Origin of the sequence: Ensifer sp. NM-2 (assembly GCF_003024455.1) — a bacterium.
In the GTDB taxonomy this organism is placed as follows: domain Bacteria; phylum Pseudomonadota; class Alphaproteobacteria; order Rhizobiales; family Rhizobiaceae; genus Ensifer; species Ensifer canadensis.
On sequence record NZ_PVZR01000022.1, the window covers coordinates 85,943 to 108,425 of the forward strand.

Below are 22,483 nucleotides of genomic sequence, written 5' to 3' on the forward strand. Positions count from 1 at the left end.
GACTTTAGCCTGCCTTCTTGCGCGCTGCCGGCCGTGGCGTCGGGACGGCTCGCGCAGCTGCTGCAGTGCGGGGCTTCGATGCGCGCGCCGATCCGAAACCGGCGCTCATGCGCAGCGCCTCCATCAGGTTCGTCGACGGCCCGACCTTCGGCTGTTTCTTCGCCTTGACCGTCCGGCCTTCCATCTTCGCCTTCACGAGTTCAGCAAGCGCCGCGTCGTATCTATCGTCGAAGGTCCGCGGATCGAACAGGCCGGCCTTGGTCTTGATGATGTGCTTTGCAAGGTCAAGCATTTCACCTTCGATCTTGAGGTTCGGAATGTCGGCGAACGCTTCCTTGGCGGAGCGAACCTGATAGTCGAAATTGAGGGTGGTGGCGATGAGCCCGTCACCGTGGGCGCGAATGAGAACTGTCCGCAGCCGGCGGAAAAGCACAGCTTGGGCGAGGGCGCCGACCTTGGACTCACGCATTGCATCCCGGATCAGGACGAAGGTCTCTTCGCCCAGCCGATCGGGGAGCAGGTAATAGGGTTTGTCGAAATAGAGATCATCGATTTCGCCGAACGGCACATAGGATTGTATGCGCAAGGTCTTGTCGCTTGGAGGAACCGCCGCGGCCAGTTCCTCGGGTTCAAACAGCACGTAGCGGCCGTCATCGACCTCATAGCCTTTGATCTGATCTTCGCGCTCGACCACCTTCCATGTGTCGATATCGACATACTCCCGCTTCACGCGATTTCCGGTTTTTCGGTTCAAGGTGTTGAAGCTCACGCGCTCGGACGTCGACGCAGCGCTGTGAAGCGCCACGGGGCAACTGATCTCGGCAAACTTCAAAAAGCCCTTCCAAAGAGCACGTCCGGCCATATCGATTTCTCCCGGTAGCCCGGATTCAACGGAGGCAGATTACGTTTGTTCCGGCTAAGACGCGAATCAATTGTGGCGTTTAGTGGGCTGTCGATAGTAGGATGAACCTATCCACGAGTATTGCGTTTGGGAGTCTGTTGCACAGTCCAGGAGTGAGGGAGGCGGTGCTATGAACACGAAGCTCCATATCGACGGGTCATTTGAGGCTATGCACCGGGCCCTCGACGAAGCCAATCGCGCCTTTGAAAGTGGCGGCGCCGATCGACATCGCGACGCTCTGCAGCGCCTCGGCCGCGCGGTGATGAACTCCCTTGCCGAGATCATCGAGACCGACGGCGGAACGGACGGCTACCTCTACGACGCCGACGGAATCGCCCATGATATCGAGGCTTGTTATCACAAGCTGGTCGAGGAAGAGGAAGCGGCCGAGCCGCACCAGGCGCCGCAGCAAGCCAGCCATGGAACGCTCAACGTTCGTCAACAGGGAGTAGGGCGATGATCACCGGCACAGATCTGCTGCAGATTTCACTTGCGCGTGTGAACATGGAGCGGTCCGACCTCGAGGCGGCCGGCGTGATCGATCCCGGACAAGCGGGCGACAAGGCCTGGTCAAACTTCGGACGGGACATGGACACCTTCATATTGAAGCTGCCGGAATGGCGCCGTGCAGCGCTCGCCGCTGTGATCAGAGCGAGAGCGGGCAGCACCAGTGAGGTGTCCCATTAACGCGCTCAAATCTATGTTTTCGGGCCCAATGTGACGTATAGCTGCGAGAAATGCCTCCGAGTACCTGCTCCCCGTTCACGCACGCATGCCAGACTTTCTCAGACCGCTGCTTTATCTGCTTGTTCTCTTTTTTAGCATCACCGCTGTAGCGGCGGGAACTTTTTTCATCGATTGCCGCTCGACCAGCGCTTGATGGAACTCGCCAATTGGCGCCGATCCCGCATCGAATTCCGGCGCCGTTTCGTGGAGTTTTACGGCTCGTTCGGTGTCTTTGGCCTGTATCCAGATCATTTACGGGCGCTGCCACCGTTCAAATATCAATGGCGTCTGGAATCTCGCGTTTCTGGCTCCGGCAGAACGCTGCAAAGTCCTTGAGGAATTTCTCCGCCCCGGGACGATTAGTCGAAGTCATGAGGCTTCCCCTGATTGCGTCAGGCGCCTGTTTCATCACCGGAAACCGAAAGAAAATCCTCTCGGAGAAATTCGAGCTTACAGTCGAAAGTACCGTTCGCAGCACCGCCAGCATGTCCTCGCCTCGGTGCGAAGCATGGGCGAGGGCTATTGGTTTTCCGATCACCGCCTCACCGGAGACAAGCCAGTCGATCGCGTTTTTGAGGCCACCGGGAATGCTGCGAACATATTCGGGGCTCGAAATGATCAGCCCATCACTCGCGGAAATTTTTTCGATGAACCGGATGACGCTTTCTGGGGTATTCGAGCCCTCAAGGTCAGGAGAAAAGACCGGCAACTCACCGATCCGGTCAAAGACATCGATTGCGACATCGGCCGGTGCCAAGGCTTGGAAAGCCCTTAACAAGGCCGTGTTGGTGGATAGCTGACGTGTGCTGCCCGAAATCGCCAATATCTTCATGCTCAAAAGATAATGGAATATCCTTATCCGGCAAGCGGTCCACACCAGCGAGTTGCGCCCGAGTCGATAGGTGAGGAAGTAGTTCAATTCGACTCAAGAACTGAGATTCAATCGTCTACTGAGTCCAGGCCGACGACTTCGCTTTGATCAGTCTTTGGTCGTGGCGGCGCGCGTGCCACGAGTTCATGCGGTTGACGCATCGATCCTATCCCTCCGGCAGCAAGGCTGACGGTCCTTTTTCCGGCTCGGATGCAGGCGGGTCTGCCCCGCATAAGCGCAAGGCCGGCCATCGCAAAATTTGATGTTACATGCCCAACCGGACGAGCTTGTTTGCGGGGTCAGGGGAAGCCCCGGCTAGCGCTGTCTACTTGAACAGGACCACCCATCCGGCATGAACGCCACTCTGTCGGGTTCATGCCGGTCACGCGCCGGAATTCACGATTGAAATTGGATTTCGTCAGAAAGCCTACGTCGTAGACGATCGTGGTGACGGCGATATCGGCTTTTTCGAGGAGCCGGCAGGCCTCCGCGATCCGGAAATCGTTGACATACTGCGAGAGGTTCTTGCCGCAAACGATGTTGACGGCCTTCGACAGGTGACGGGCGGGAATGCCTGCCCTGCGCGCCAGCCGGCTAAGGTTGAGCTCATGGTCGCGATAGAGCCCTTGCGTCTGCATCAGTTGCGCCAGGCGCGCAACAATATGGGTGTCGTCGTCGGATGCCGGCGCCGGCTGCACGGCTTCGGGCTCGCGCGGGATCGGAGCTCGGGATGCGATCGCAGCCCCGGCCCCGAGCAAAAGCACGAGGGGGATCGTCGCAACGGTGACGATCGTGGAGGCATACGAACCGTCGAACACGCGCAGGTCCAATGCGATCAAGCTGTCCGCGATGACCGCAAGCAACAGCGTCGCAGCCATGATCTGCAGCGACCGATGAACGAGAGGGGCATCGTCGAAACGCGCAAGGTCGAGCGCGTCCGAGCCCCCCGATGCGAGACGTCCAAGGGCGACCGCATAACAAGCGAAGATGGCGATGAGGGTCAGATCGAGGCATTGTGGTGAGGCGACGGCAAGGAGTGTCACCAGCAGCGACGGCAAAATGTGCGGCCAGAAACGATAGGAGGATGTGTTGCCCGGCTCGGCGACGAAGGTCGCGAAACAGACCCAGGCCATGGGGCCGACGGCAGAGGCAAGAATGGCCTGGGCCGGCAAGACAGGTTCGATCCCATAGCCCCAGCGCACGCCGATGACCGTCGCAAGAACGCAAAGCAACAGGACCAATATCCGGAAATGCCGGCTGGCAGCCTGCTCACGAAGGCTCATCTGTACCAAAAGAATGAGCAGCAGCAGCGCCGCGACGAACGGCAACGGAACGAAGAGCATCGAGTCGGTCCTGTTTTGCGGCCACTATTGACCAGATCGTGATCGGAGACGACCTCGAACATGATCTTGGTCTCTATTGCGCAACCGTCATGTCAATGTCCTCGGCGTCATTTCAATCGGGCCAAGTCCATGATCTCGTTCAGACCGTTTTTCCTGCTTCTTCTTCAGGTTACACTTCTCATATCTTCGGCCGCCTGTGCGAGCGTCGGCTTCCAGGAGGTTGAAGTTTCTGATCCTCTCGATCGTCCTATCCATGCAGCGATCTGGTATCCATCGAACGAAGCGCCTCGGTTGCAGGCACTCGGCGATTATTCCCAGACCGTTGCCGCCGACGGTCCCGTCAGTGGCAAGCGACTACCCCTGGTGGTCCTCTCGCACGGCACGGGTGGCAGCGCCTACGGCCATCACGATACGGCCTTCGCGCTGGCCGAAGCCGGGTTTGTCGTTGTCGCCCTTTCGCATTCCGGCGACAACTATGCGGACATGCGCCACTACGCCACCCGCAGACAGCTGACCGAGCGGCCGCGGCATATATCGCTGATCATCGACTGCATGCTGCAGACCTGGTCGCAGCGTGCTGCAATCGATCCGGATCGTGTCGGCATTTTTGGGTTCTCCATTGGCGGCTTCACGTCGCTCGTCGCCCTGGGTGGCAAACCTGAGCTTTCCGGTCTGATCGACCAATGTGTGGCGTTTCCGCAAAGATGGGTCTGCCGCGAGTTCGGCGGGGCAGACAGTATCGCCCGGAGCTTCGGCGCTGCGCCGCTGGACGTCGTTCGCGATGAACGGCTGAAGGCGGCCTTCGTCGCCGCCCCGGCGATGCCGGCGCTGTTCCTGCCTGACGGTCTGCGCGAAGTGCAAAAGCCGGTGGCACTCTGGGCGGCGGAGCTGGATCACATCGTGCCAGCGGAGCCGGACTTCGCAATCGTGAAGGGCGGGTTGCCGGTCACGCCAATATCTCATATCGAGCCTGGCGCCGGACATTACTCATTCCTCGCGCCTTGCACAAAGAGCCAGCTGGCGGCGTTGCACGAAATCTGCACCGATACACTCGGCTTCGATCGGGCAGAATTTCATGTGCGCCTGAATGCAGCCGTCGTCGCCTTCTTCCGCCGAAATCTCTAGCTCGGGCCGCGTCTACGCGCCGGATGCAGTCATTCAAAGTGCTACAGCGACCTTTGCGCGTCTAATAAGACGCGCGGCGCTGTAGTCCCTCCAGGTGATTTTTGCGGACAGGCGCCAACGGCGGCATCATCCAGCCTCGCGATAATTGGTGACAATGGCTCATGCGGGTGTGCTCGTTGCCCGAGGCAAGATTCGTCGCCATTCGTTTTGAAACGGCAGCCCGAACAGATTAATCAGCGCCTCCTCGGTTGCCACTGCATCCAGCCAACGACGTTCGACCTGTCCATTGCGATGGCGGATCGTCAACCTGTTCCCGAGCAGTACGTTTCGTGCTTCTGTCGTCGTCAAGGCCACAAGCAGTTGCTGGCGGAAATGGGAGTGCGGATGGGTCGACGCTCCGACGTTTGCGGTGTCGTATTCTTCGTCAGCGCAGATCCTCGTCGAAACCTCGTAGACCGGTGACCACTTTGCGGCGAGTAGTACCTTGAGCAAAAAGCCCTCCGGTGTGGCGGTCAAACGAAACATCTCATGCGTCGTCGGTTGTGGCGCCGCGACGTCAAAGCGCAAGGGAAGCGTTGGAACGCAGCTGCCGAAGCCGACGTCGACGAGATAGGCTACTCCGTCAATAACGACGCGGAGCGCCATATGCGACCAGGCCGGCGGCGGAGCGGTTCTTTCCCGCATCCAAAGGACGCGGGCAATCAGCGGCTCTGCCACGTAGCCGAGCGATAACAGGACCCTTTGAAACAGTCCGTTGTGCTCGAAACAGTATCCGCCGCGCCGGCGCGCGATCAGTTTGACATCGACGGCTGCGGGCGACAGATCGATCCTGTGTCCCAGAAGGACGTCTATGGCTTCGAAGGGGATCGTTGCGACATGGTGCGCAATAATCGCCCGAAGGTTCGCAAGATCCGGTGAGCGCGGCCCGCCGTAGCCAATGCGCGCGAAGTATTGGTCGAGGTCGACGGGAACAGCAGATCTCGGCATGTCAAAGGCTCCGGTATAGTGCATCGCGTAGGTCGGTCGTAAAGCGGCCGATCATGCCTTCGAACGCGGTGTTGGTGAGCGCAACGATGGAAAGGCGTCGATCCGGATCGATGAACCATTTGTGCCCATAGGCTCCGTCCCATTGCAGCGTGCCCGGATTTTGGGGACTTCCGGCGTCTTCAGGAGAGGCAAGGATCGCGCCTCCAAAGCCGAACTCCCAGCCCCGTCCGGCGGCTGCGCCTGCGGTCTTCGCCTGCATTTCAAACATTGAACGGGCGGTCTCGCGTTTCAAGATGGGCGTACCACCCGTTCTGAGACATTCGAGAAGGCGCAGGATGTCGCCGGCCGTGCCGGCCATGCCGGCGCCGCTTGACGGAAAAGCTTGGGTGTTGAAAATTCGCACGGGGGAGAACCTGACCGGATTGCCGAAGAACGGAATGGTATCGTCATCCGCCAATCGCCGTGGTCGCGGTGTCCCGTCGCCGTAGTGTGTAACAAGCCGGCTGCGATCGACAACCGAGAATGCCGTATCCTCCATCTGCAGCGGACTGGTCACCAGCGTCGCCACCGCGTCTGAAAGGGTACGTTCCGTCGCACGCTCGATGACGGCACCGAGAACGTCGAGGCTCATCGAGTAGCCCCAGCCCTCTCCGGGCCGATAGGCGAGCGGGGCGGCGTTCAATTTCCGAATGAGGTCGGAAAGATCGTCATTGGTGTTGTCGAGCCCGGTGCTGATGGCGAGCCTCCGATAGGGGCCGTCACCTCGTTCCATGAAGGCGTAGCTGAGCCCGGCGCTGTGCGTCAGCAGATGGCGCAGGGTAACGCGCGGCAGACTTCCGTCCGGCAGGCGCGGCGAGAAGTCGGGCAACCATGTCGATACCGCATCGTCGAGATGCATCACGCCTTTGTCGATCAATGCCAGGGCGGCGGCCGTTACGATCGGCTTTGTGACGGATGAGAGCAGGAAGATGCTCTCGAGTTGCATCCGGCGCCCCGCCTCACGATCGGCAAAGCCGGCGGCGCGCTGGTAGGTGAGGCTGCCGTCGATGGAAACCAGGACGACGGTGCCGACGATCCGCTCTTGCATCAAAGCGTCGTCGATCGCCTTATCAATCGCGGACCGCAATTGCGGCAGCGGCGTTCGTTTCAGTTCGGTTGACGTCAGTCCGCCCATTAATTTTCTCCCGTCAGCGCGCCGGTCTTTGCCGACAGGGCCTCGCATCGATGGAAACGGCTCGGCGTGGACGAGTCGATTGCCTGCCTGCGTATGGGAAGCATACGCCGCTACAGGAGGACGCGGTCGCAAGCGTAGGCTACACAACCACCACAGTTTCAGCGTGGAGGTCGGTCGATGAATGCACTTGAACAGAGATATTCCGGAAAGGTCGCGCTGGTCGCCGGCGCAAGTAAGGGCATAGGCGCGGCCACCGTCAGGGCATTTGCGAAGGAAGGCGCGGCCGTCGTGCTGCTTGCCCGCTCGAAACAGGCGATCGATGAAGTCGCAGGTTCGATCCGCGAGCGGGGCGGGGAGGCGTTGGCGATCCAGGCGGATGTCGGTGACGAGAGCGCGATGAAACGCGCCCTGGACAGCGCCCTTGAGCGGTATGGACGACTGGACGCTGCCTTTAACAATGCGACCGACGGCGGGATGCCGGCGCCCCTTGCCGATCTCGATATCGAGGCATTCGATCGCAGCATGCGAACCAATATTCGTGGCACCTTCATTGGTATGCGCCACCAGATCGCAGCCATGTTACACAATGGCGGTGGCGCGATCGCCAACATGGCCTCGGTTGCCGGGGTGAACGGGACATCAGGTCTTTCGGCCTATGTCGCGGGAAAGGCCGGCATTATCGGCCTTACGAAGGCTGCGGCGCTCGACTACGCCGATCAGGGGATCCGCATAAACGTCGTCGCCCCAGGGCCGATCCTGACCCATCATCTCGAAGCCGCAGGCGCACAGGTACAGCAGCAAGCCGCCCTTTCGACGCCGATGGGCCGTCTTGGCACGGTCGAGGAGGTTGCGGCGGCAGTGCTCTGGCTTTGTTCCGAGCAGGCAAGTTACATCACCGGCGCGGTGCTTCCCATCGACGGGGGAATGACGGCAGGCACCAAGCTGTCTATGAATTATCGCCGGGATCAGCCACCTCGCCTGGCGGTGGATTGACGGATCTTGCGGCGTCGGCTTCGGGTCCGTCGTAGCGTCCAGGCGCAAATTTGGGATGGAGATGGCCGTATGGACTGGGAAGAACTGCGTCTTGTTCAGGTGCTCGCCCGCCACGGCTCCCTAAGTGCGGCGGCCCGCAGCCTTGGCACCACGCAGCCGACGCTCAGTCGTCGCCTTGACGCCTTCGAGACAAAATGCGGCCATAAGCTCTTCGAAAGGCATTCGAACGGGCTGATGCCGACTGTCGCATGCCAGTCCATCCTGTCGATTCTCGAGCAGATGGAGGCGAGTGCCCTGGCAGTAGAGCGCCGCTTTGCGGCGCAGGAGGAAGGGCTGCAGGGAACAGTTACCGTGACTACCCTCGACTGGCTGGGCGACTATGTCATCGCGCCCATTCTGGCGAAGTTCGCCGCCGACCTTCCGGGCATCACCATCAATCTCATCAACGATAGCAGGCGCTTCAACCTGTCCCGGCGAGACGCTGATATCGCCTTCCGGTTTGGCGGCTTCGACCAGAAGGACATCGTTGACTGGAAGGTGGCGGAGATTCGCTATGGGTTGTTCGCATCGCGCGACTACATCGAGCGTTTCGGAAAGCCGGCAGCCGGGGATAGCACGGCGCATTCCATCGTCGAACTCGCCGAGGCGCCCGTACGCGTATCGCTCTCCACGTGGCTGAAGGAGATCCTTCCGGACGCAAGGGTGATCCTGCGGACAAATTCGATACGCTCACAACTGAGTGCGGTGGAAGCGGGTGTAGCGGTTGCCACGCTTCCGTTCTTTCTGGCCGCCGATCGACTGGGATTGCTTGCCGTGGATACAGGGAACTCTCCACCGACATTGCCACTCGTGATCGGCGTTCATAGCGACATGCGCCGCATACCTCGTATCCGAAAACTCATTGACTTTGCTGTCTCCGAGTTCGTCGGCCTTCGATCACGGCTCAGTCCTGCAAGGCCATAGCTATGGACAGCGGCGGGGCGACAGCGACAGTGGAGCAAATGAATACATGGCCTCGCTTCTCGTTTGCGAGAGGTTCATCGGCTCAAGCTACACTTGGCGCTGACGAATACCGGGGTCGAACTCAAATTTGATTTTGGAGGGTTGTGATGGCGGTCGATTTCCAGGGCAGCTACATTGATAGAGCGGCCCTCGTCATTATGCACTATCAAGTCGACGTGTTCGCAATCCTTTTCGGGGAGCAACCATCGCCGTTGTTGGGGCAGTGTAACGCACTGATCCGGCGCTGGCGCGCCACTGGTCGACCGTTGCTATTTCCCAACTTTTCGCTAGGCGAAGGGTATGAACATGCACCGCCGGCGGAAAACCGCCAAATCTCACCGTATCTACCGACCGGACGATTTCGTACTGGTCACCCCGTCGAAGGTCTTGCGGTCGAACGGGGTGACCTTTTCTATGCATGTCCGCGAGCCAGCGTCTTCTATGGCACATCGCTTGACGCCGACCTTCGGACGCGCGGCGTAAGCACGCTGGTAATGGCTGGGATAAGCACCACCGGTGTTGTTCTTTCAAGCGTCTCCTGGGCCAGTGATGCGGACTACGCCGTGCACCTAGTCCGGGACTGCTGCTATGACCCGGATCAGGATGCGCACGAAGCTTTGTTCCGTTCCGGGTTCGGCGGGCGCGTACAAGTCGTGTGACGCGGGATGCGGGTCAGTGACAGTCTAGCGGAATGGGCGCACGAACAGAAGCGCCCGCGGCGTTATCGCACCAACAGCGCGTCAACGTGATAGGGATCGGATCAATCGGACAACATCAGGGCGGGCGGTAACAACGTGCCGCATAAACAGGCCGGAGACATGACTGCACCCGTCCCGCAAAGCTCAAGCAGTAGCCATCCGGCGAAGGCCGCTATGATCTCGCCTGATGGAATGCCCACGTTTAGCGAACGCGCTGTTGAGCCGGATCGGCGGATTTGGGTGGGAAGCAGCTTGTCCGCCGCTCTGGACGGGAACGGACAAGCCGCCATTAAGGGTCGCTATTTAAGGGGCAGGAAGAGCTCTGCCATCGCCGCATGTTCAGGTGCTTCCGGAAAGAAGGTGAGGCGCTGGCAATACAGGGGGAAATCCCTCGCTTCCTCGCCACTGGCCGGCAGCCAATCGCGGTAGAGGTAAAGCGCGGCAGGCTCCAGATCATCAGTATTGCCGACGACTTTCAACACGGCGCAACGGCCGCCGGGGATTATGCCCGCTTCAATCTGCTCTCCGTTCGTCTTGATCGGCTGATCAGTGCTGACACAAAGGTCCAGCCGATACTCGTCCGCCGACGTCACGCGCGGATCGGAATGGAAGATGTTGAAAGTCAGACTGGTCTTCGGATTCAGGCCAGTGGCTTTGCGCCATGCTATAAAGCGTTTGATCGTGTCGCCGATCCTTACCGGATCACCTTGATGTTTCATGATCGCGACAGAGGTCGGAGACACCTCGCGTATTTCGACGTCATTGGCTGCAAATGTCCTTTGCATGAGCTTGCTCCTTGCTTGGTTGAGAGGCCCGAGGGCGGCAAGCCATGGTCCCCAATCGGGAGATTTCCTGAACTGCGAAGGCGACTGGGTGAACCGTTGCCGAAATGCGCGAGCAAAGGCGTCAGGAGCTTCGTAGCCGGCATCCATCGCTATCTCGGTCACGCTGTCTGCGTCCCTGTAGGCCAGCCTGTAGGATGCTCGCTTCATGCGGACGAGTTGGATATAGCGATGCACGGACAGCCCAAAGGCCGCCGCGAACTGCCGATGGAAATGATACTTGGAGAAGGCGGCCACGCGGCTCAACTCATCCAGGTCCAGATTGCAGTCAAGATGCTGATCGATGTGATCTAGGACCCGTTGCATCCGTGCATGGTAGTTTCGAAGCGTAGTCGTCATCTTCCTGTCCTTACCGTGGCACGACCAAATAACCCCACACAAGTGCTGTGCGCTCGACCGATCTTGCGGATTATCAGGCTCGGCTGCTCGGTAACAACGTTGGCCTATGAGGTAGCCATCCGCCTGAGCGGTCAGCGCCGTCGGCGTCCCGGAGGTTAATGCTCCAACCTGCTGATTGGCATGTCAGCGATGTGAGCAAGCACATCGGCCAGCCAAGCCTGCGGATCGATGTCGTTGAACTTGGCAGTCATGATCAAGGTGGCCATGAAGGGCCCGCAATCGGGACGGCAAAGAGCCGCGACTTTCGGCCAAGCCGCGCAATGCCCGCTCGGCGGCGCGACCCCTATGATTTTGATCATCAATGCGGCCCTTTTTCCCGTACTCCGATCAACCTGATGGGCCGTTCGGTTGTTTCATGCTTTTGGACAGTGGACTCGCTGTTCAGATAGGGTGCGAAGATGGCTGGCCGATGCTATTGTTAGTAAGCAGCGCCTTGATTCGCTCGGCGTCAGCGCCTGTGAGATGGATAAGTAGTGAAGGCAGCCAATTTCGGGAACAAACCCGGGCCTAATTTCGTTGAAATTGAAGTGGTCGTAGCAGAAGCGTAGGACTTCGGGCGACCGCAGGAGGCTTCCATGAGAGCCAATGACGGCGATGTTTTCGACCTCTTTTCGCAGACTTACGCAAGCGGAGTGCAAGAGAAGTTAAGTCTGCAGGAATATCTCCTCGCCTGTCGCGACGACAGGAGCATGTATGCCACGGCGCCGGAGCGCATGGTGGCTGCCATCGGCGAGCCGCAGTTGATAGACACGAGCGCGGACGAGCGCCTCGGCCGTATCTTCGCCAACCGCACCATCAAGATCTACCCCTCCTTTGCGGACTTCTATGGAATGGAGGATACGATCGAGCGGATCGTCGGATATTTCCGATATGCCGCGCAGGGGCTCGAGGAACGCAAGCAGATCCTTTACCTCTTGGGGCCGGTGGGTGGCGGCAAGTCGTCGCTTGCCGAACGTCTCAAGAAGCTGATGGAGCAGCAGCCGATCTACACGCTGGCCATCGACGGTAAGATAAGTCCCGTCTTTGAGTCGCCCCTCGGCCTGTTCGACCGTGATCGCATGGGGGATCTGCTCGAAGACAAATACGGAATTGCCAAGAGGCGGCTCACCGACTTGGTATCGCCTTGGGCAACCAAGCGGCTGGACGAAATCGGCGGCGACATTTCGAAGTTCAGCGTCGTCAAACTCACGCCCTCGCGGCTGCGCCAGATCGCCATCGCCAAGACGGAACCGGGCGACGAGAACAACCAGGATATTTCCGCGCTCGTCGGCAAGGTCGATATCCGCCAGCTCGAGAATTTCAGCCAGGCCGATCCCGACGCCTATTCCTATAGCGGCGGGCTCAACAGGACCACGCAAGGGCTGCTCGAATTCGTCGAAATGTTCAAGGCGCCGATCAAGGTTCTGCATCCGCTGCTGACCGCCACGCAGGAAGGAAGCTACAACGGCACGGAGAACTTCGGCGCCTTCCCCTACCAGGGCGTCGTGCTTGCCCATTCCAACGAGTCCGAATGGCTGCAATTCAAGCACAACAAGAACAACGAGGCCTTTCTCGACCGGATTCTGGTCGTCAAGGTTCCCTATTGCCTGCGCGTCACGGAGGAACGGCTGATCTATGAAAAGCTGCTTCGCGAGAGCGAGTTGTCCGAGAGCCCATGTGCGCCCGAGGTGCTGGAGAACCTTAGCCGCTTCACGGTGGCGACGCGCCTCGCTCTACACGAGAACTCGCCGTCCTACACGAAGATGCGGGTCTATGACGGCGAAAACCTGAAGGATACCGATCCCAAGGCGAAGTCCCTGCAGGAATATCGCGATGCCGCGGGCGTCGATGAGGGCATGACCGGCGTCAGTACCCGCTTTGCCTTCAAGGTGCTGTCGGAGACCTTCAACTACGACACCAAGGAAGTCGCGGCCGATCCGGTTCATCTGATGTATATCCTGGAACAGGCCATCCGGCGGGAGCAGTTTCCCAAGGAGACTGAAGCGAACTATCTCGATTTCATCCGCTCGGAGCTCGCCGCTCGTTATGCCGAGTTCATCGGTCACGAAATCCAGAAGGCTTATCTCGAATCCTATAGCGAATATGGTCAGAACCTGTTCGACCGCTATATCTCTTACGCGGATGCCTGGCTCGAAGATCAGGACTTCAAGGATCCTGATACGGGTCAGATCCTAAATCGCAACGTTCTCGACGGCGAGCTGTCGCAGATCGAAAAGCCTGCAGGGATCGCAAACCCCAAGGATTTCCGCAACGAAGTCGTAAAGTTTACCCTGCGCGCCCGCGCCAGAAACAACGGGCGCAACCCCGCTTGGACAAGCTACGAAAAGCTCCGGGAAGTGATCGAGAAGCGCATGTTCGGCCAGGTCGAGGACCTTTTGCCGGTCATCAGCTTCGGCTCGAAGAAGGACAGCGTGACCGAGAAGCAGCACGCTGAATTCGTGGAACGCATGACCGAACGCGGCTACACCGAGCGTCAGGTGCGGCGGCTCGTCGACTGGTATATGCGCGTCAACAAGGCCGGTTGACGATGCGTAAGCGGGGGATGGGCACATGCCGAATTTCATCGATCGCCGGCTGAACCCCAAGGACAGGAGTCTCGGCAACAGGCAGCGCTTTTTAAAGCGGGTCCATGAGGAATTGAAGCGCACGATAAGGGATCAGGTAAAGTCGGACAGGATCATCGATGTGGACGCCGCCCACGGCGTTCCGATCCCGAAGCGTGGTGCGGACGAGCCCAGCTTCCAGCATTCGCGCGGCAGCGGCGAGCGGCACTATGTCCTGCCCGGAAACGAGACCTTCTCGCCCGGAGACCGACTTAGGAAGCCGGAATCAGGCGGCGGTGGAGGGGTCGGCGGCCCCGGACGGGGCGAAAACACGGACGACTTTCTTTTCGTGCTGTCGCGCGAGGAAGTGCTCGATCTTTTCTTCGAAGATCTGGAGCTTCCGGACATGGTGAAGCTGAACCTGCGGGAAACCGTCAGCTACAAGTCCCATCGCGTCGGTTTCTCGACGGTGGGCACGCCCAGCAATATCAATGTCGGGCGAACGATGCGCAACAGCTTCGGGCGGCGCATGGCCCTGCGTCGCCCGAGCGAGAGGGAGTTGCAGGCGCTTGCCGACGAGATCGCGGCACTGGAACGGGAGGAGCAACCGCCCCCGCAGCAGCGCCACAGGCTCTGGCATCTGCGCGAAGAACTGGAAGTGCTCGAACGGCGGCGGCGGCGTATCGCCTATGTCGATCCCGTCGACGTGCGGTTCAACCGTTTCGAACGTCAGCCTTTGCCGAATGCCAGTGCGGTGATGTTCTGTCTGATGGACGTCTCCGCCTCGATGGGGGAGCGCGAGAAGGATCTTGCCAAGCGCTTCTTCGTTCTCTTGCATCTGTTTCTCAAGCGTCGTTACGAGCGGATCGACATCGTATTCATCCGCCACACGGATGAGGCGCGGGAAGTTGACGAGGAGACGTTCTTTTTCAGCAAGCAGAGCGGCGGCACGGTCGTTTCGACGGCGCTTGAGGAAATGCTCCGGGTCATCGAGGAGCGCTATCCCTCGAATCTCTGGAATATATATGCGGCCCAAGCCTCCGACGGCGACAATGCCAACGGCGACTCGGAGCGGTGCGCCGAACTTCTGCGGGAATCGCTCATGCGTCTGTGCCAGTATTACGCCTATGTCGAGATCATAGACGAGCGCGAAAGCGGAATATTCGGGTCGACGGACAACGGCACCTCACTCTGGCGCGCCTACCGCACGGTCGACAGCGCGGTACCCAATTTCCAGATGACGCGCGTTGCAATGCCCGCCGACATCTACCCCGTCTTCCGCAAACTCTTTGCCCGGCATCAACCTGTTCAACTGCGCAGGTGAGGGGACGATCGAATGGCAAGACGGCCAGCCTCCACTCTGCTGTTCGACGGTTCGGAATGGAACTTCGCGACGCTTTCGCGGGCCTATGAGGCGATCGAGGCGATTGCGATCGGCGAGATGGGACTGGACGTCTATCCGAACCAGATCGAGATCATCTCCTCTGAACAGATGCTCGACGCCTATTCGTCCGTCGGCATGCCGCTGATGTATCAACACTGGTCGTTTGGCAAGCGCTTCGTTTTTGAAAGTCAACTCTATCAAAAAGGCTATCGCGGGTTGGCCTATGAACTCGTGATCAACTCCAATCCCTGCATCACCTATCTCATGGAAGAAAACACGATGCCGATGCAGGCGCTGGTCACCGCGCATGCGGCCTTCGGCCACAATCACTTCTTCAAGAACAACTATCTGTTCCGCCAGTGGACGGATGCCGGCGCGATCCTCGGCTACATGGACTTCGCCAAGAAGTACATCGCCAAATGCGAGGAGCGGCACGGTCTCAGTGCGGTGGAGGAGATACTCGATTCGGCGCATGCCCTGATGGATCACGGCGTATTCCACTATCGCCGCCCCCCCCGGCTCTCATCGGAAAAGGAGACGGCGCGGGCCCGGGAGCGCCTGGAATATGAAGAGCAGACCTATAGCGATTTATGGCGGACGCTGCCGACGGCAAGCGGAACATCCGGCATCGAGGAGGCGGAGCGCGAGGCTTCGGAACGGAAGAAGGCGCTTAACCTTCCCGAGGAGAATCTGCTCTACTTCCTCGAGAAGCACAGCCTGATCCTTGAGCCCTGGCAGCGGGAAATCTTGCGGATTGTTCGCGTTATCGCGCAATACTTCTATCCGCAAAGTCAGACCAAGGTGATGAACGAAGGATGCGCGACCTTCGTCCACTATTCCATTATCAATAGACTGTTCGACCAGGGCAGGGTCAGTGAAGGCGCAATGTTGGAGTTGCTGGCAAGCCACGCCAATGTGGTGTTTCAGCCGGGCTTCGACGATTCCCGCTTCTCGGGTATCAACCCTTACGCGCTGGGCTTTGCTATGATGCAGGATATCGAACGCATCTGCACCATGCCGACGCAAGAGGATCGGGACTGGTTTCCCACCATATCCGGCAACGGTGACCCATTGGGCACGCTGATCGGCGCGTGGGAGAACCACCGCGACGAGTCCTTCATTCTGCAATATCTGAGCCCGGCGCTGATCCGCAAATTCCGCCTGTTTCGTCTCTCTGACCGCGCGACCAACAAATTTTGTGAAGTCACTTCCATCCATAACGAGCAGGGGTACGCTGCCGTGCGTGCCGGGCTCGCTCGGAACTATGACCCGGTGGCCAATAGACCGGACATACAAGTGGTCGATGTCGATCTGTTGGGAGATCGGCAGCTTCGACTGAAGCACGTCATCAAGAACGGCATTCTGCTGGAGGAAAGCAATCGGGACGCGACACTCGCGCATATAAGCCGGCTTTGGGGATATGAAGTGAGCCTGGCAGGCATCGATGCGTCGACCAGTAAGGTCCTGTTTGAGTGCTCTTCCACAGGAACGTGACCGCAAGCGAGCGGCGCCAGCGTGGGACCTTTCACTCTACCGGCCGGTACTTGTTGTTGAAGCTGAAGTGACTGATTACGCCCAAGAAAAATTATAGCTCCCAAGAAGGGCGATCCTGAAGAACAGGCTGTCCGCCATCCCACCCACCAGGAAGGGGCGCCGGAGCTTGACGGTCACAAAAATCCGCCTCGAGATACAAGTGAGGCGCCGACGCCGGACCCAAACGGCGAGCTGTCCACATGCAGCAATTCAAAGTGCCACAGCGACCTTTGCGCGTCTAATAGGACGCGCGGGGCTGTAGCGGCCGCGGCCCTATGCCACAGGGAACGATTTACTCTTGCGGATTGTTGCACGGGTTATTGGGGACTTTCCGCCGCGCGCCAAAAACGGCGAAGTTAACACCAACCGCCAGGAGAAGTCCGCACGTTGGAAATGACTCGCGTTCTCCCCAGCTTGAGCGTTAACTGTGTTGTTCTGGGGGAGGAGGCAATCCATGGCCATGTATCTCACGCGCTTCAGCTACACGCCCGAGACTTGGGCGCGCATGATCGAAAACCCTGAGGATCGTCGCGAGGCGGCACGCACCTACATTGAGTCCGTCGGCGGAAAGCTCCATGGGTTCTGGTACGCCTTCGGCGAGCGAGATGGTTGGAATCTGTGGGAGGCCCCTGATAACGTATCGATGGCGGCTGTCGCGCTTGCGATCGGTGCAGGCGGCGCGCTCAGCTCTATGGAGACCACTGTCCTCCTCAGCGTCGAGGATACGCTGGACGCTTTGGAAAAGGCAAAGTCGATTCGGTATCGTCCACCGGCAGCGTAGGTGCCGGTCCACGGCTTCCGATCCATGTTGAAGAACGTGGTTCGGCTGGCTGTGCTTTCGCCGCCGCAGGCGCGACATGCATTTCGAAGAGACTGGTGAGTTGATCGGCTGTGAGGAAATTATGGCAGATCGGGCGGTTACCCCCATGCTTGCCGACGAACTCCGCGCAGCTGTCGCGAAGGCCGCACGCTACTATGCAACGCTGGGCTATGGCAGCTTTGCGCCGGGCAATGCCGACGGAGGCCTGACGACGATCGAGGAAAAGTCGATGGGCGCTTATGCAAAGTCCGGCGCGTCACCGATCGTTGGCCTGATCAAACCAGGCGATATCCCTCCGCATGGGGGCTTGTATCTAATGGACGTGGTGCCCGACGGAGAGGTGCGCTTCGGCTTTCCCAACATTTCGGACAATGCTGAGATCGTCGAAATGATTGCCTCAGGGTGTCATGCCGTCTTCTTCATCACCGGGCGCGGCTCTGTCTCGGGATCTGCGATCTCGCCCGTGATCAAAATCTGCGCCAATCCGGACACCTATCGTCGGCTCGAAGATGACATGGACGTCGATGCGGGCCGGATTCTGGAGGGGAGGGCGAACCTTGACGATGTCGGGCAAGAAATTCTCGCACTCCTTAAGGATGTAGCAAGTGGCAAACCGACGAAGTCCGAGGGGCTCGGGCATCAGGAGTTTATCCTGACCTACAAGTCCTTCGGGCCGATCGGCCCGGCTTGTCTACCGGTCTAGTCCCACCCATGGACTGGCAATTAAAAGCGGTTGTCTGACCTAAATTAGCCTGCCCTAATTCTCTGCGCCTATTAACACCGCCCGCCTATGCTATAATTATTTAGGGGAATTTTGCGTCCATACACGCGAAGCGGCAGGAGTGGCGAATGCTGCGCGAAAGTCGGGTCAACGGACTACGACAACCGACGAAAGCTTCGCGTCACAAGGCGCGCGCCTCCCTGTATGGTGGCGAGCGGCGGATCATCACCGCCCTCTGTTATGATCTTGTCGGGTCGACCAGGCTTCTTTCCCTGCTGGATATAGAGGATTACCAGGAACTGATCGCAGCGTTTCAGAATGCGGCGAAACAGGCGATAATCTCCCATTCCGGCGTCATGCAACTTGAGGCCGGAGATGGAGGCGTGGCGCTCTTCCCTATCGAGGTCGGTGAGAAGGATGCGGCATCGCTCGCCATTCGCGCAGGCCTCGGGATCGTCGAAGGTTGCGCGCGCGTCGGCCGGGAAGCTGGGCGCGAAGACTTGCACGTTCGCGTCGGGATTGCCACATCCATCGCCCTGATCCAGGAGACGGACGAGGGGAAGGGGCAACCGGTTACGAGTGCGGCACTGGCCATAGCCACCCGTCTGGAAGAGATCGCCGCACCAGACAGCGTTCTTGTTTCTGAGGACACGCGCAACCTGGCCGGCAGGTCGCATGCCTTCGTGTTCGAAGGCGTCAAGACGCTCAAGGGCTTTACCGTGCCGGAGAAGGTTTGGCGTGCACTTGGGCACAAGATCGAGGTCGATAGGTTCTACGCGTTCGGAAGCCTTGGCGGCCCGTTCATTGGTCGCGAAAGCGAGCTGAGCATGATCGCCGCCTGTTGGGAAAGGATTCCCGCCGAGGGGGGCGAAGTACTCCTGATCGAGGGAGACGCGGGCATCGGAAAGTCGCGCCTTCTGCGCGAAATCCGCAAGAAGACTCGCGACCGGCGATCAGGGCTGTTCTTCTTCCAGTGCCTGCCCGGAGGGCATCGCTCGACGCTGCATCCCCTGTTGAACAGCTTTATGGGCGTCATGTCAGGACAGGACGGTCAGGGGGGGCTGACGGCTTCCGCTGTGGCAGCGCTTTTTGAACGTAACGGCATACGCGACGCAGAAACGATCGAAACGTTCGCATACTTGCTGGGTGCGCTGGGACGAAATCAACGGCTTGCCGACAACGGTCCCAAAGCCATCCGGGAAAAAGCTCTGCGCGCAGTGTTTCGCGCACTCGAGGCGTTGTGCGCAAATGGGCCGGTCGTCCTGGCCATCGAAGACATTCATTGGATCGATCCGACCTCCCAGGATCTGCTGGCGGAGGCCGCGCGAGTTGCGCGCCAACTTCCGATTCTCCTGGTCGTGACCTCGCGTCTCGGTTTTGCGGCGGATTGGCTGGATGCAGCCAACCCCACGCGTCTGACGCTGCTCCCCCTTGATCGTGACGAAACACGACTGGCCATAGAAGCAAGGTGGCCGGAGCACAGGCAGGCTATGCTTCCTGAACTCTATGACATCACCGAGAGGATATCCGGCGGCGTACCGCTCTTCATCGAGGAAATCTGCCAATGGGTTTCGCAGAACGTTGCGACGGATACGATGAGCCTATCGGAAAACGTTGGACCCACCCATGTATCCGCATTCGAGGGTATACTCGATGCACGCGTCAAGCACCTGGGCCCGGCCAGAGATGTGGCGCGAGCGGGCGCAATTGCCGGCACTTGGTTTACCCTATCGCTGCTTCGAGCGCTGCTGCCGGGTTTTGGCAAGAAGTCTTTGGCCAAGGCCGCTGATACTCTGTGCGACACGGGGTTCTTGATGAGGATCAGGGCGCCGGGACATACGACCTATGGTTTCCGGCACGTTTTGATTCAGGAAACGATCTACAACGGGCTGCTGCGACGGCAGCGGCAGGCATTGCATCGCCGGCTGTTCGGCGCTGTCAGCCAAAATCGCCAAATGGCGCCCTGGATCGACACCGGAACATTGGCCGAGCATGCGGAACGGGCCGGGTTCATGGAAAGCGCAATCGATCTGTACATTTCGGCGGGCAAGGAAAGTTCGAGCCGGTCGGCGATGGTCGAGGCGCGCAACTATCTGGAGCACGCTTTGGCGGTTTGCGACCAAATGAGCCAAGGGCATGCGGTCGAACCCCTGCAGCTATCGGCGCTGACTTCGCTCGGTCCAATTCTGACCGGCCTTCTGGGACTGAACGCGCCGTCGGCACGCAAGCTCTATGAAGATGGCGTGGCCATCGCTCGCCGACAGCCCATGGAAGATCAATCCAAGTGGTTTCCGATCTATTGGGGCTGGTGGCTCACTGGATCGGATTTTCGCGTCATGCGAGATCGCGCACGGCAGGTGCAGGCCATGCTGGCGGAAGCCGAAGACCCGGAAATACAGCTCCAGGTCAACCACTGCATCTGGGCGATCGATTTTAACCTCGGCCATCATCGGGAAACCCAGGATGCGGTCAAGGCGGGCCTTGCCCTTTACGATGAGCAGTCGGCGAAAACCAGCCGAATGTTGTTTGGCGGCCATGACGCCAAGGTTTGCGGTCTCGGGCAACTCGCACTTTCGCTGTGGCTGACGGGACAATCGAAAGCATCAAACGCGGCTCTGACGAAGATGGTCGCTTTCGTTGATCGGATATCCCACGTGCCGAGCAAGGCGCATTCACTTGATACGGAAGCGGTGTCCGCCTTTTACCGGGACGACTATGGGCGTCTCATCGAAATTTCCGAAAGAATGGCGAATTTCGCGAAGACCCATGAGATGCAGTCGCTGTCTGGTCTGTCGCTGCTCTTCGGTGGGTGGGCTCGCGCTCATGGCGAGAGCCTCACGAGCGGGCACACGATGTTTCGCGAGGGGCTGTCGCTCTTGCAAAACCTTGGCGCCGTCGCAGATCTGCCGATTTATCTCTACATGCACGCCACTCTGCTCGGGCTTGCGGACAAATATGTGTCGGCGATCGAGGTCACGAATGACGCGATCGAAAAGGCCAGGGAAACCGGTCATGCCTATTGGCTTGCCGAGCTTTACCGACGACGCGCTGTCCTTCATGCGCGGGGCAACACCACCACGGAACCAATTGTCGCCGACCTGCGCTCGGCGGTGGAAATTGCCGAGAGCCAGGGAGCAACGGCGCTTCTGAGGCGGGCGAGGCATTCAATTCAGGAGCTTGGCGTTGTCGTTGAGCTTTGAACCGACAGGCCGGAACACGGATTCGTCAAACCCCAGAGGGATGCTCGCAATCTTTCGCGGCCATATCATTGCCGACCTCGGCAAACCCCTGTCGCAGCTCGCAGGTCCCGAAGTGGACGATCGATGCCTGCGTGCAATTCTGCCGCTCTGTCGGCGCGCGCGCATAACCCGCCTCGGTGATCTGACCGGGCTTGACCGGATCGGGCTGCCGGTGGTGCAGACCGTTCGACCCGCCGCCCTGTCTGAAGTCACTTCGCTCGGGCGAGGTCTTGCCACGGCAAGCGCGGCAGTGGGGGCGATCATGGAATCGCTGGAGCGCTTCTACGCTGAAGCCATCCCGCCGGAGCGGGTGTTTCTCGCCACGGCCGATGAGCTCAAGATCGTCGGGGGCCTGTTTGAAAATCTTCTGGTGCCTGGCCGCCGGGGGACCTGGCGGGAAACGACGATACCGTGGATCACCGGCATCGATGTGGCGACAGGTCGGACGCAGCCGGTTCCCCTGGAACTTGTTCACACCTGCTACACGGATCCGCCGCCCGCCCACGATGGCTTGTTCACGCGTACGACCACGGGTCTTGCCTGTCACATGACCGTCGTCGGCGCGTTTCTGCATGGACTGTTCGAATGCATCGAACGCGACGCCGTCGCGCGCGCTTTCGCCACCCACGGCTTCTTCGATCGAATGCGAATTTCGCCATTCGGGCTGGGTGACAGCGTTGATCACATACTGTCCGTCGCCGGCAAGCACGGCATATCCATTGGCCTTTGGCTTGCCCATTCGCCGGCAAAAGTTCCAGTCGTCTGGTGCCAGACGATCGAGACGGGCCGGGGCGAGCCCATCCTTGCTCTTCCAACTGAGGGCTACGCGGCGGGGCCGAGCGTCGAGGCGGCGGCGTCAAGCGCAATGCTCGAAGCCTTGTCAGCACGCGCAGGGGCAATATCGGGTGCACGCGATGATCAAACCCGGGCGCATTATAGACGAAGCACCGATGCTGTCGTTGAGAAGGCACGTCAGCTCATTCTTGGTGGCGCATTCGTGACGCCACCCTCGGCAATCGAAGCGCCCGAAATCTCCGATCTCGGATCGCTTGTCGACGTGGTCACATCCGCCGGGCTGGGGCCTATATTGGTAGTGCCCGTCGGAGCGGACGCTGAAACGGGAGTTCAGTGCATAAGGGCCATCCTTCCCGGAGCTCTTCCTTTTTCGATTTTGCGTTGAGT

At 59.5% G+C, this 22,483-nt stretch carries 20 protein-coding genes and 1 pseudogene; 13 read left to right on the plus strand and 8 right to left on the minus strand.

The features are described from left to right. Nucleotides 1–4 precede the first annotated feature (4 nt). Complete coding sequence (locus C6558_RS31075) at nt 5–862, minus strand: Ku protein (protein ID WP_057221206.1); 858 nt, start codon at nt 860–862, stop codon at nt 5–7. 169 nt (nt 863–1,031) lie between these two features. Between C6558_RS31075 and C6558_RS39770 the strand changes: the two genes are divergently transcribed. Both C6558_RS39770 and C6558_RS31085 read left to right on the plus strand, forming a co-directional pair. Next, nucleotides 1,032–1,361, plus strand: a complete 330-nt coding sequence (locus C6558_RS39770; protein ID WP_146160925.1) for a hypothetical protein — start codon at nt 1,032–1,034, stop codon at nt 1,359–1,361. Beyond that, complete coding sequence (locus C6558_RS31085) at nt 1,358–1,588, plus strand: hypothetical protein (protein ID WP_057221205.1); 231 nt, start codon at nt 1,358–1,360, stop codon at nt 1,586–1,588. The genes C6558_RS39770 and C6558_RS31085 overlap by 4 nt, the downstream gene beginning before the upstream one ends. A gap of 111 nt (nt 1,589–1,699) precedes the next feature. On the opposite strand, the gene C6558_RS31090 is transcribed toward C6558_RS31085, so the two are convergent. The 3 genes from C6558_RS31090 to C6558_RS31100 form a co-directional block, all read right to left on the minus strand. After that, nucleotides 1,700–1,879 (minus strand): hypothetical protein, encoded by a 180-nt coding sequence (locus C6558_RS31090; protein WP_057221204.1) that lies wholly within the window; start codon nt 1,877–1,879, stop codon nt 1,700–1,702. 19 nt (nt 1,880–1,898) lie between these two features. After that, entirely contained in the window at nt 1,899–2,459 is a 561-nt protein-coding gene (locus C6558_RS31095; RefSeq protein ID WP_057221203.1) for an NADPH-dependent FMN reductase, read from the minus strand. Between the two features lie 338 nt (nt 2,460–2,797). Then, entirely contained in the window at nt 2,798–3,841 is a 1,044-nt protein-coding gene (locus C6558_RS31100; protein WP_107028090.1) for an AraC family transcriptional regulator, read from the minus strand. Nucleotides 3,842–3,970: 129 nt separating this feature from the next. On the opposite strand from C6558_RS31100, the gene C6558_RS31105 reads away from it, so the two are divergent. After that, complete coding sequence (locus C6558_RS31105) at nt 3,971–4,966, plus strand: dienelactone hydrolase family protein (RefSeq protein ID WP_158268968.1); 996 nt, start codon at nt 3,971–3,973, stop codon at nt 4,964–4,966. Between the two features lie 159 nt (nt 4,967–5,125). Here C6558_RS31105 and C6558_RS31110 read toward each other — a convergent pair whose 3' ends face one another. Both C6558_RS31110 and C6558_RS31115 read right to left on the minus strand, forming a co-directional pair. Then, nucleotides 5,126–5,953, minus strand: coding sequence for an arylamine N-acetyltransferase (locus tag C6558_RS31110; protein WP_107028092.1), 828 nt, complete (start codon nt 5,951–5,953; stop codon nt 5,126–5,128). Between the two features lies 1 nt (nt 5,954). Further along, complete coding sequence (locus C6558_RS31115) at nt 5,955–7,127, minus strand: serine hydrolase (protein WP_107028093.1); 1,173 nt, start codon at nt 7,125–7,127, stop codon at nt 5,955–5,957. A gap of 177 nt (nt 7,128–7,304) precedes the next feature. On the opposite strand from C6558_RS31115, the gene C6558_RS31120 reads away from it, so the two are divergent. The 3 genes from C6558_RS31120 (at nt 7,305) to C6558_RS31130 (ending at nt 9,781) form a co-directional block, all read left to right on the plus strand. Next, on the plus strand, nt 7,305–8,120 hold the full coding sequence (locus C6558_RS31120) for an SDR family NAD(P)-dependent oxidoreductase (RefSeq protein ID WP_057221200.1): 816 nt from the start codon (nt 7,305–7,307) through the stop codon (nt 8,118–8,120). 69 nt (nt 8,121–8,189) lie between these two features. Beyond that, entirely contained in the window at nt 8,190–9,083 is an 894-nt protein-coding gene (locus C6558_RS31125) for a LysR family transcriptional regulator (RefSeq protein ID WP_107028094.1), read from the plus strand. Between the two features lie 146 nt (nt 9,084–9,229). Further along, nucleotides 9,230–9,781, plus strand: coding sequence for a cysteine hydrolase family protein (locus C6558_RS31130; protein WP_082555611.1), 552 nt, complete (start codon nt 9,230–9,232; stop codon nt 9,779–9,781). A 338-nt stretch (nt 9,782–10,119) separates the two neighbouring features. Here C6558_RS31130 and C6558_RS31135 read toward each other — a convergent pair whose 3' ends face one another. Then, nucleotides 10,120–11,001, minus strand: a complete 882-nt coding sequence (locus tag C6558_RS31135) for a GyrI-like domain-containing protein (protein WP_107028095.1) — start codon at nt 10,999–11,001, stop codon at nt 10,120–10,122. A gap of 155 nt (nt 11,002–11,156) precedes the next feature. Then, nucleotides 11,157–11,337 (minus strand): annotated as a pseudogene (locus tag C6558_RS41780) (transposase domain-containing protein); the annotation flags it as partial. Between the two features lie 299 nt (nt 11,338–11,636). Here C6558_RS41780 and C6558_RS31145 point away from each other — a divergent pair. The 7 genes from C6558_RS31145 to C6558_RS31175 all read left to right on the plus strand — a co-directional run bounded on the left by C6558_RS31145 (nt 11,637) and on the right by C6558_RS31175 (nt 22,481). After that, nucleotides 11,637–13,586, plus strand: a complete 1,950-nt coding sequence (locus C6558_RS31145; RefSeq protein WP_057206879.1) for a PrkA family serine protein kinase — start codon at nt 11,637–11,639, stop codon at nt 13,584–13,586. A gap of 25 nt (nt 13,587–13,611) precedes the next feature. Next, nucleotides 13,612–14,928 (plus strand): YeaH/YhbH family protein, encoded by a 1,317-nt coding sequence (locus C6558_RS31150; RefSeq protein WP_057216613.1) that lies wholly within the window; start codon nt 13,612–13,614, stop codon nt 14,926–14,928. 12 nt (nt 14,929–14,940) lie between these two features. Next, nucleotides 14,941–16,482 carry a SpoVR family protein gene (locus tag C6558_RS31155; protein ID WP_057221197.1) on the plus strand — a complete coding sequence of 514 codons (1,542 nt, stop codon included), beginning with the start codon at nt 14,941–14,943 and terminating at the stop codon, nt 16,480–16,482. Nucleotides 16,483–16,975: 493 nt separating this feature from the next. Continuing rightward, nucleotides 16,976–17,302 carry a GYD domain-containing protein gene (locus C6558_RS31160; protein WP_057206885.1) on the plus strand — a complete coding sequence of 109 codons (327 nt, stop codon included), beginning with the start codon at nt 16,976–16,978 and terminating at the stop codon, nt 17,300–17,302. Nucleotides 17,303–17,378: 76 nt separating this feature from the next. Next, nucleotides 17,379–18,044, plus strand: coding sequence for a UxaA family hydrolase (locus tag C6558_RS31165; RefSeq protein ID WP_244494274.1), 666 nt, complete (start codon nt 17,379–17,381; stop codon nt 18,042–18,044). A gap of 146 nt (nt 18,045–18,190) precedes the next feature. Next, complete coding sequence (locus C6558_RS31170) at nt 18,191–21,262, plus strand: AAA family ATPase (RefSeq protein ID WP_107028096.1); 3,072 nt, start codon at nt 18,191–18,193, stop codon at nt 21,260–21,262. Between the two features lie 40 nt (nt 21,263–21,302). Further along, nucleotides 21,303–22,481, plus strand: a complete 1,179-nt coding sequence (locus C6558_RS31175; protein ID WP_082555610.1) for a YcaO-like family protein — start codon at nt 21,303–21,305, stop codon at nt 22,479–22,481. The last annotated feature ends 2 nt before the right edge of the window (nt 22,482–22,483 follow it).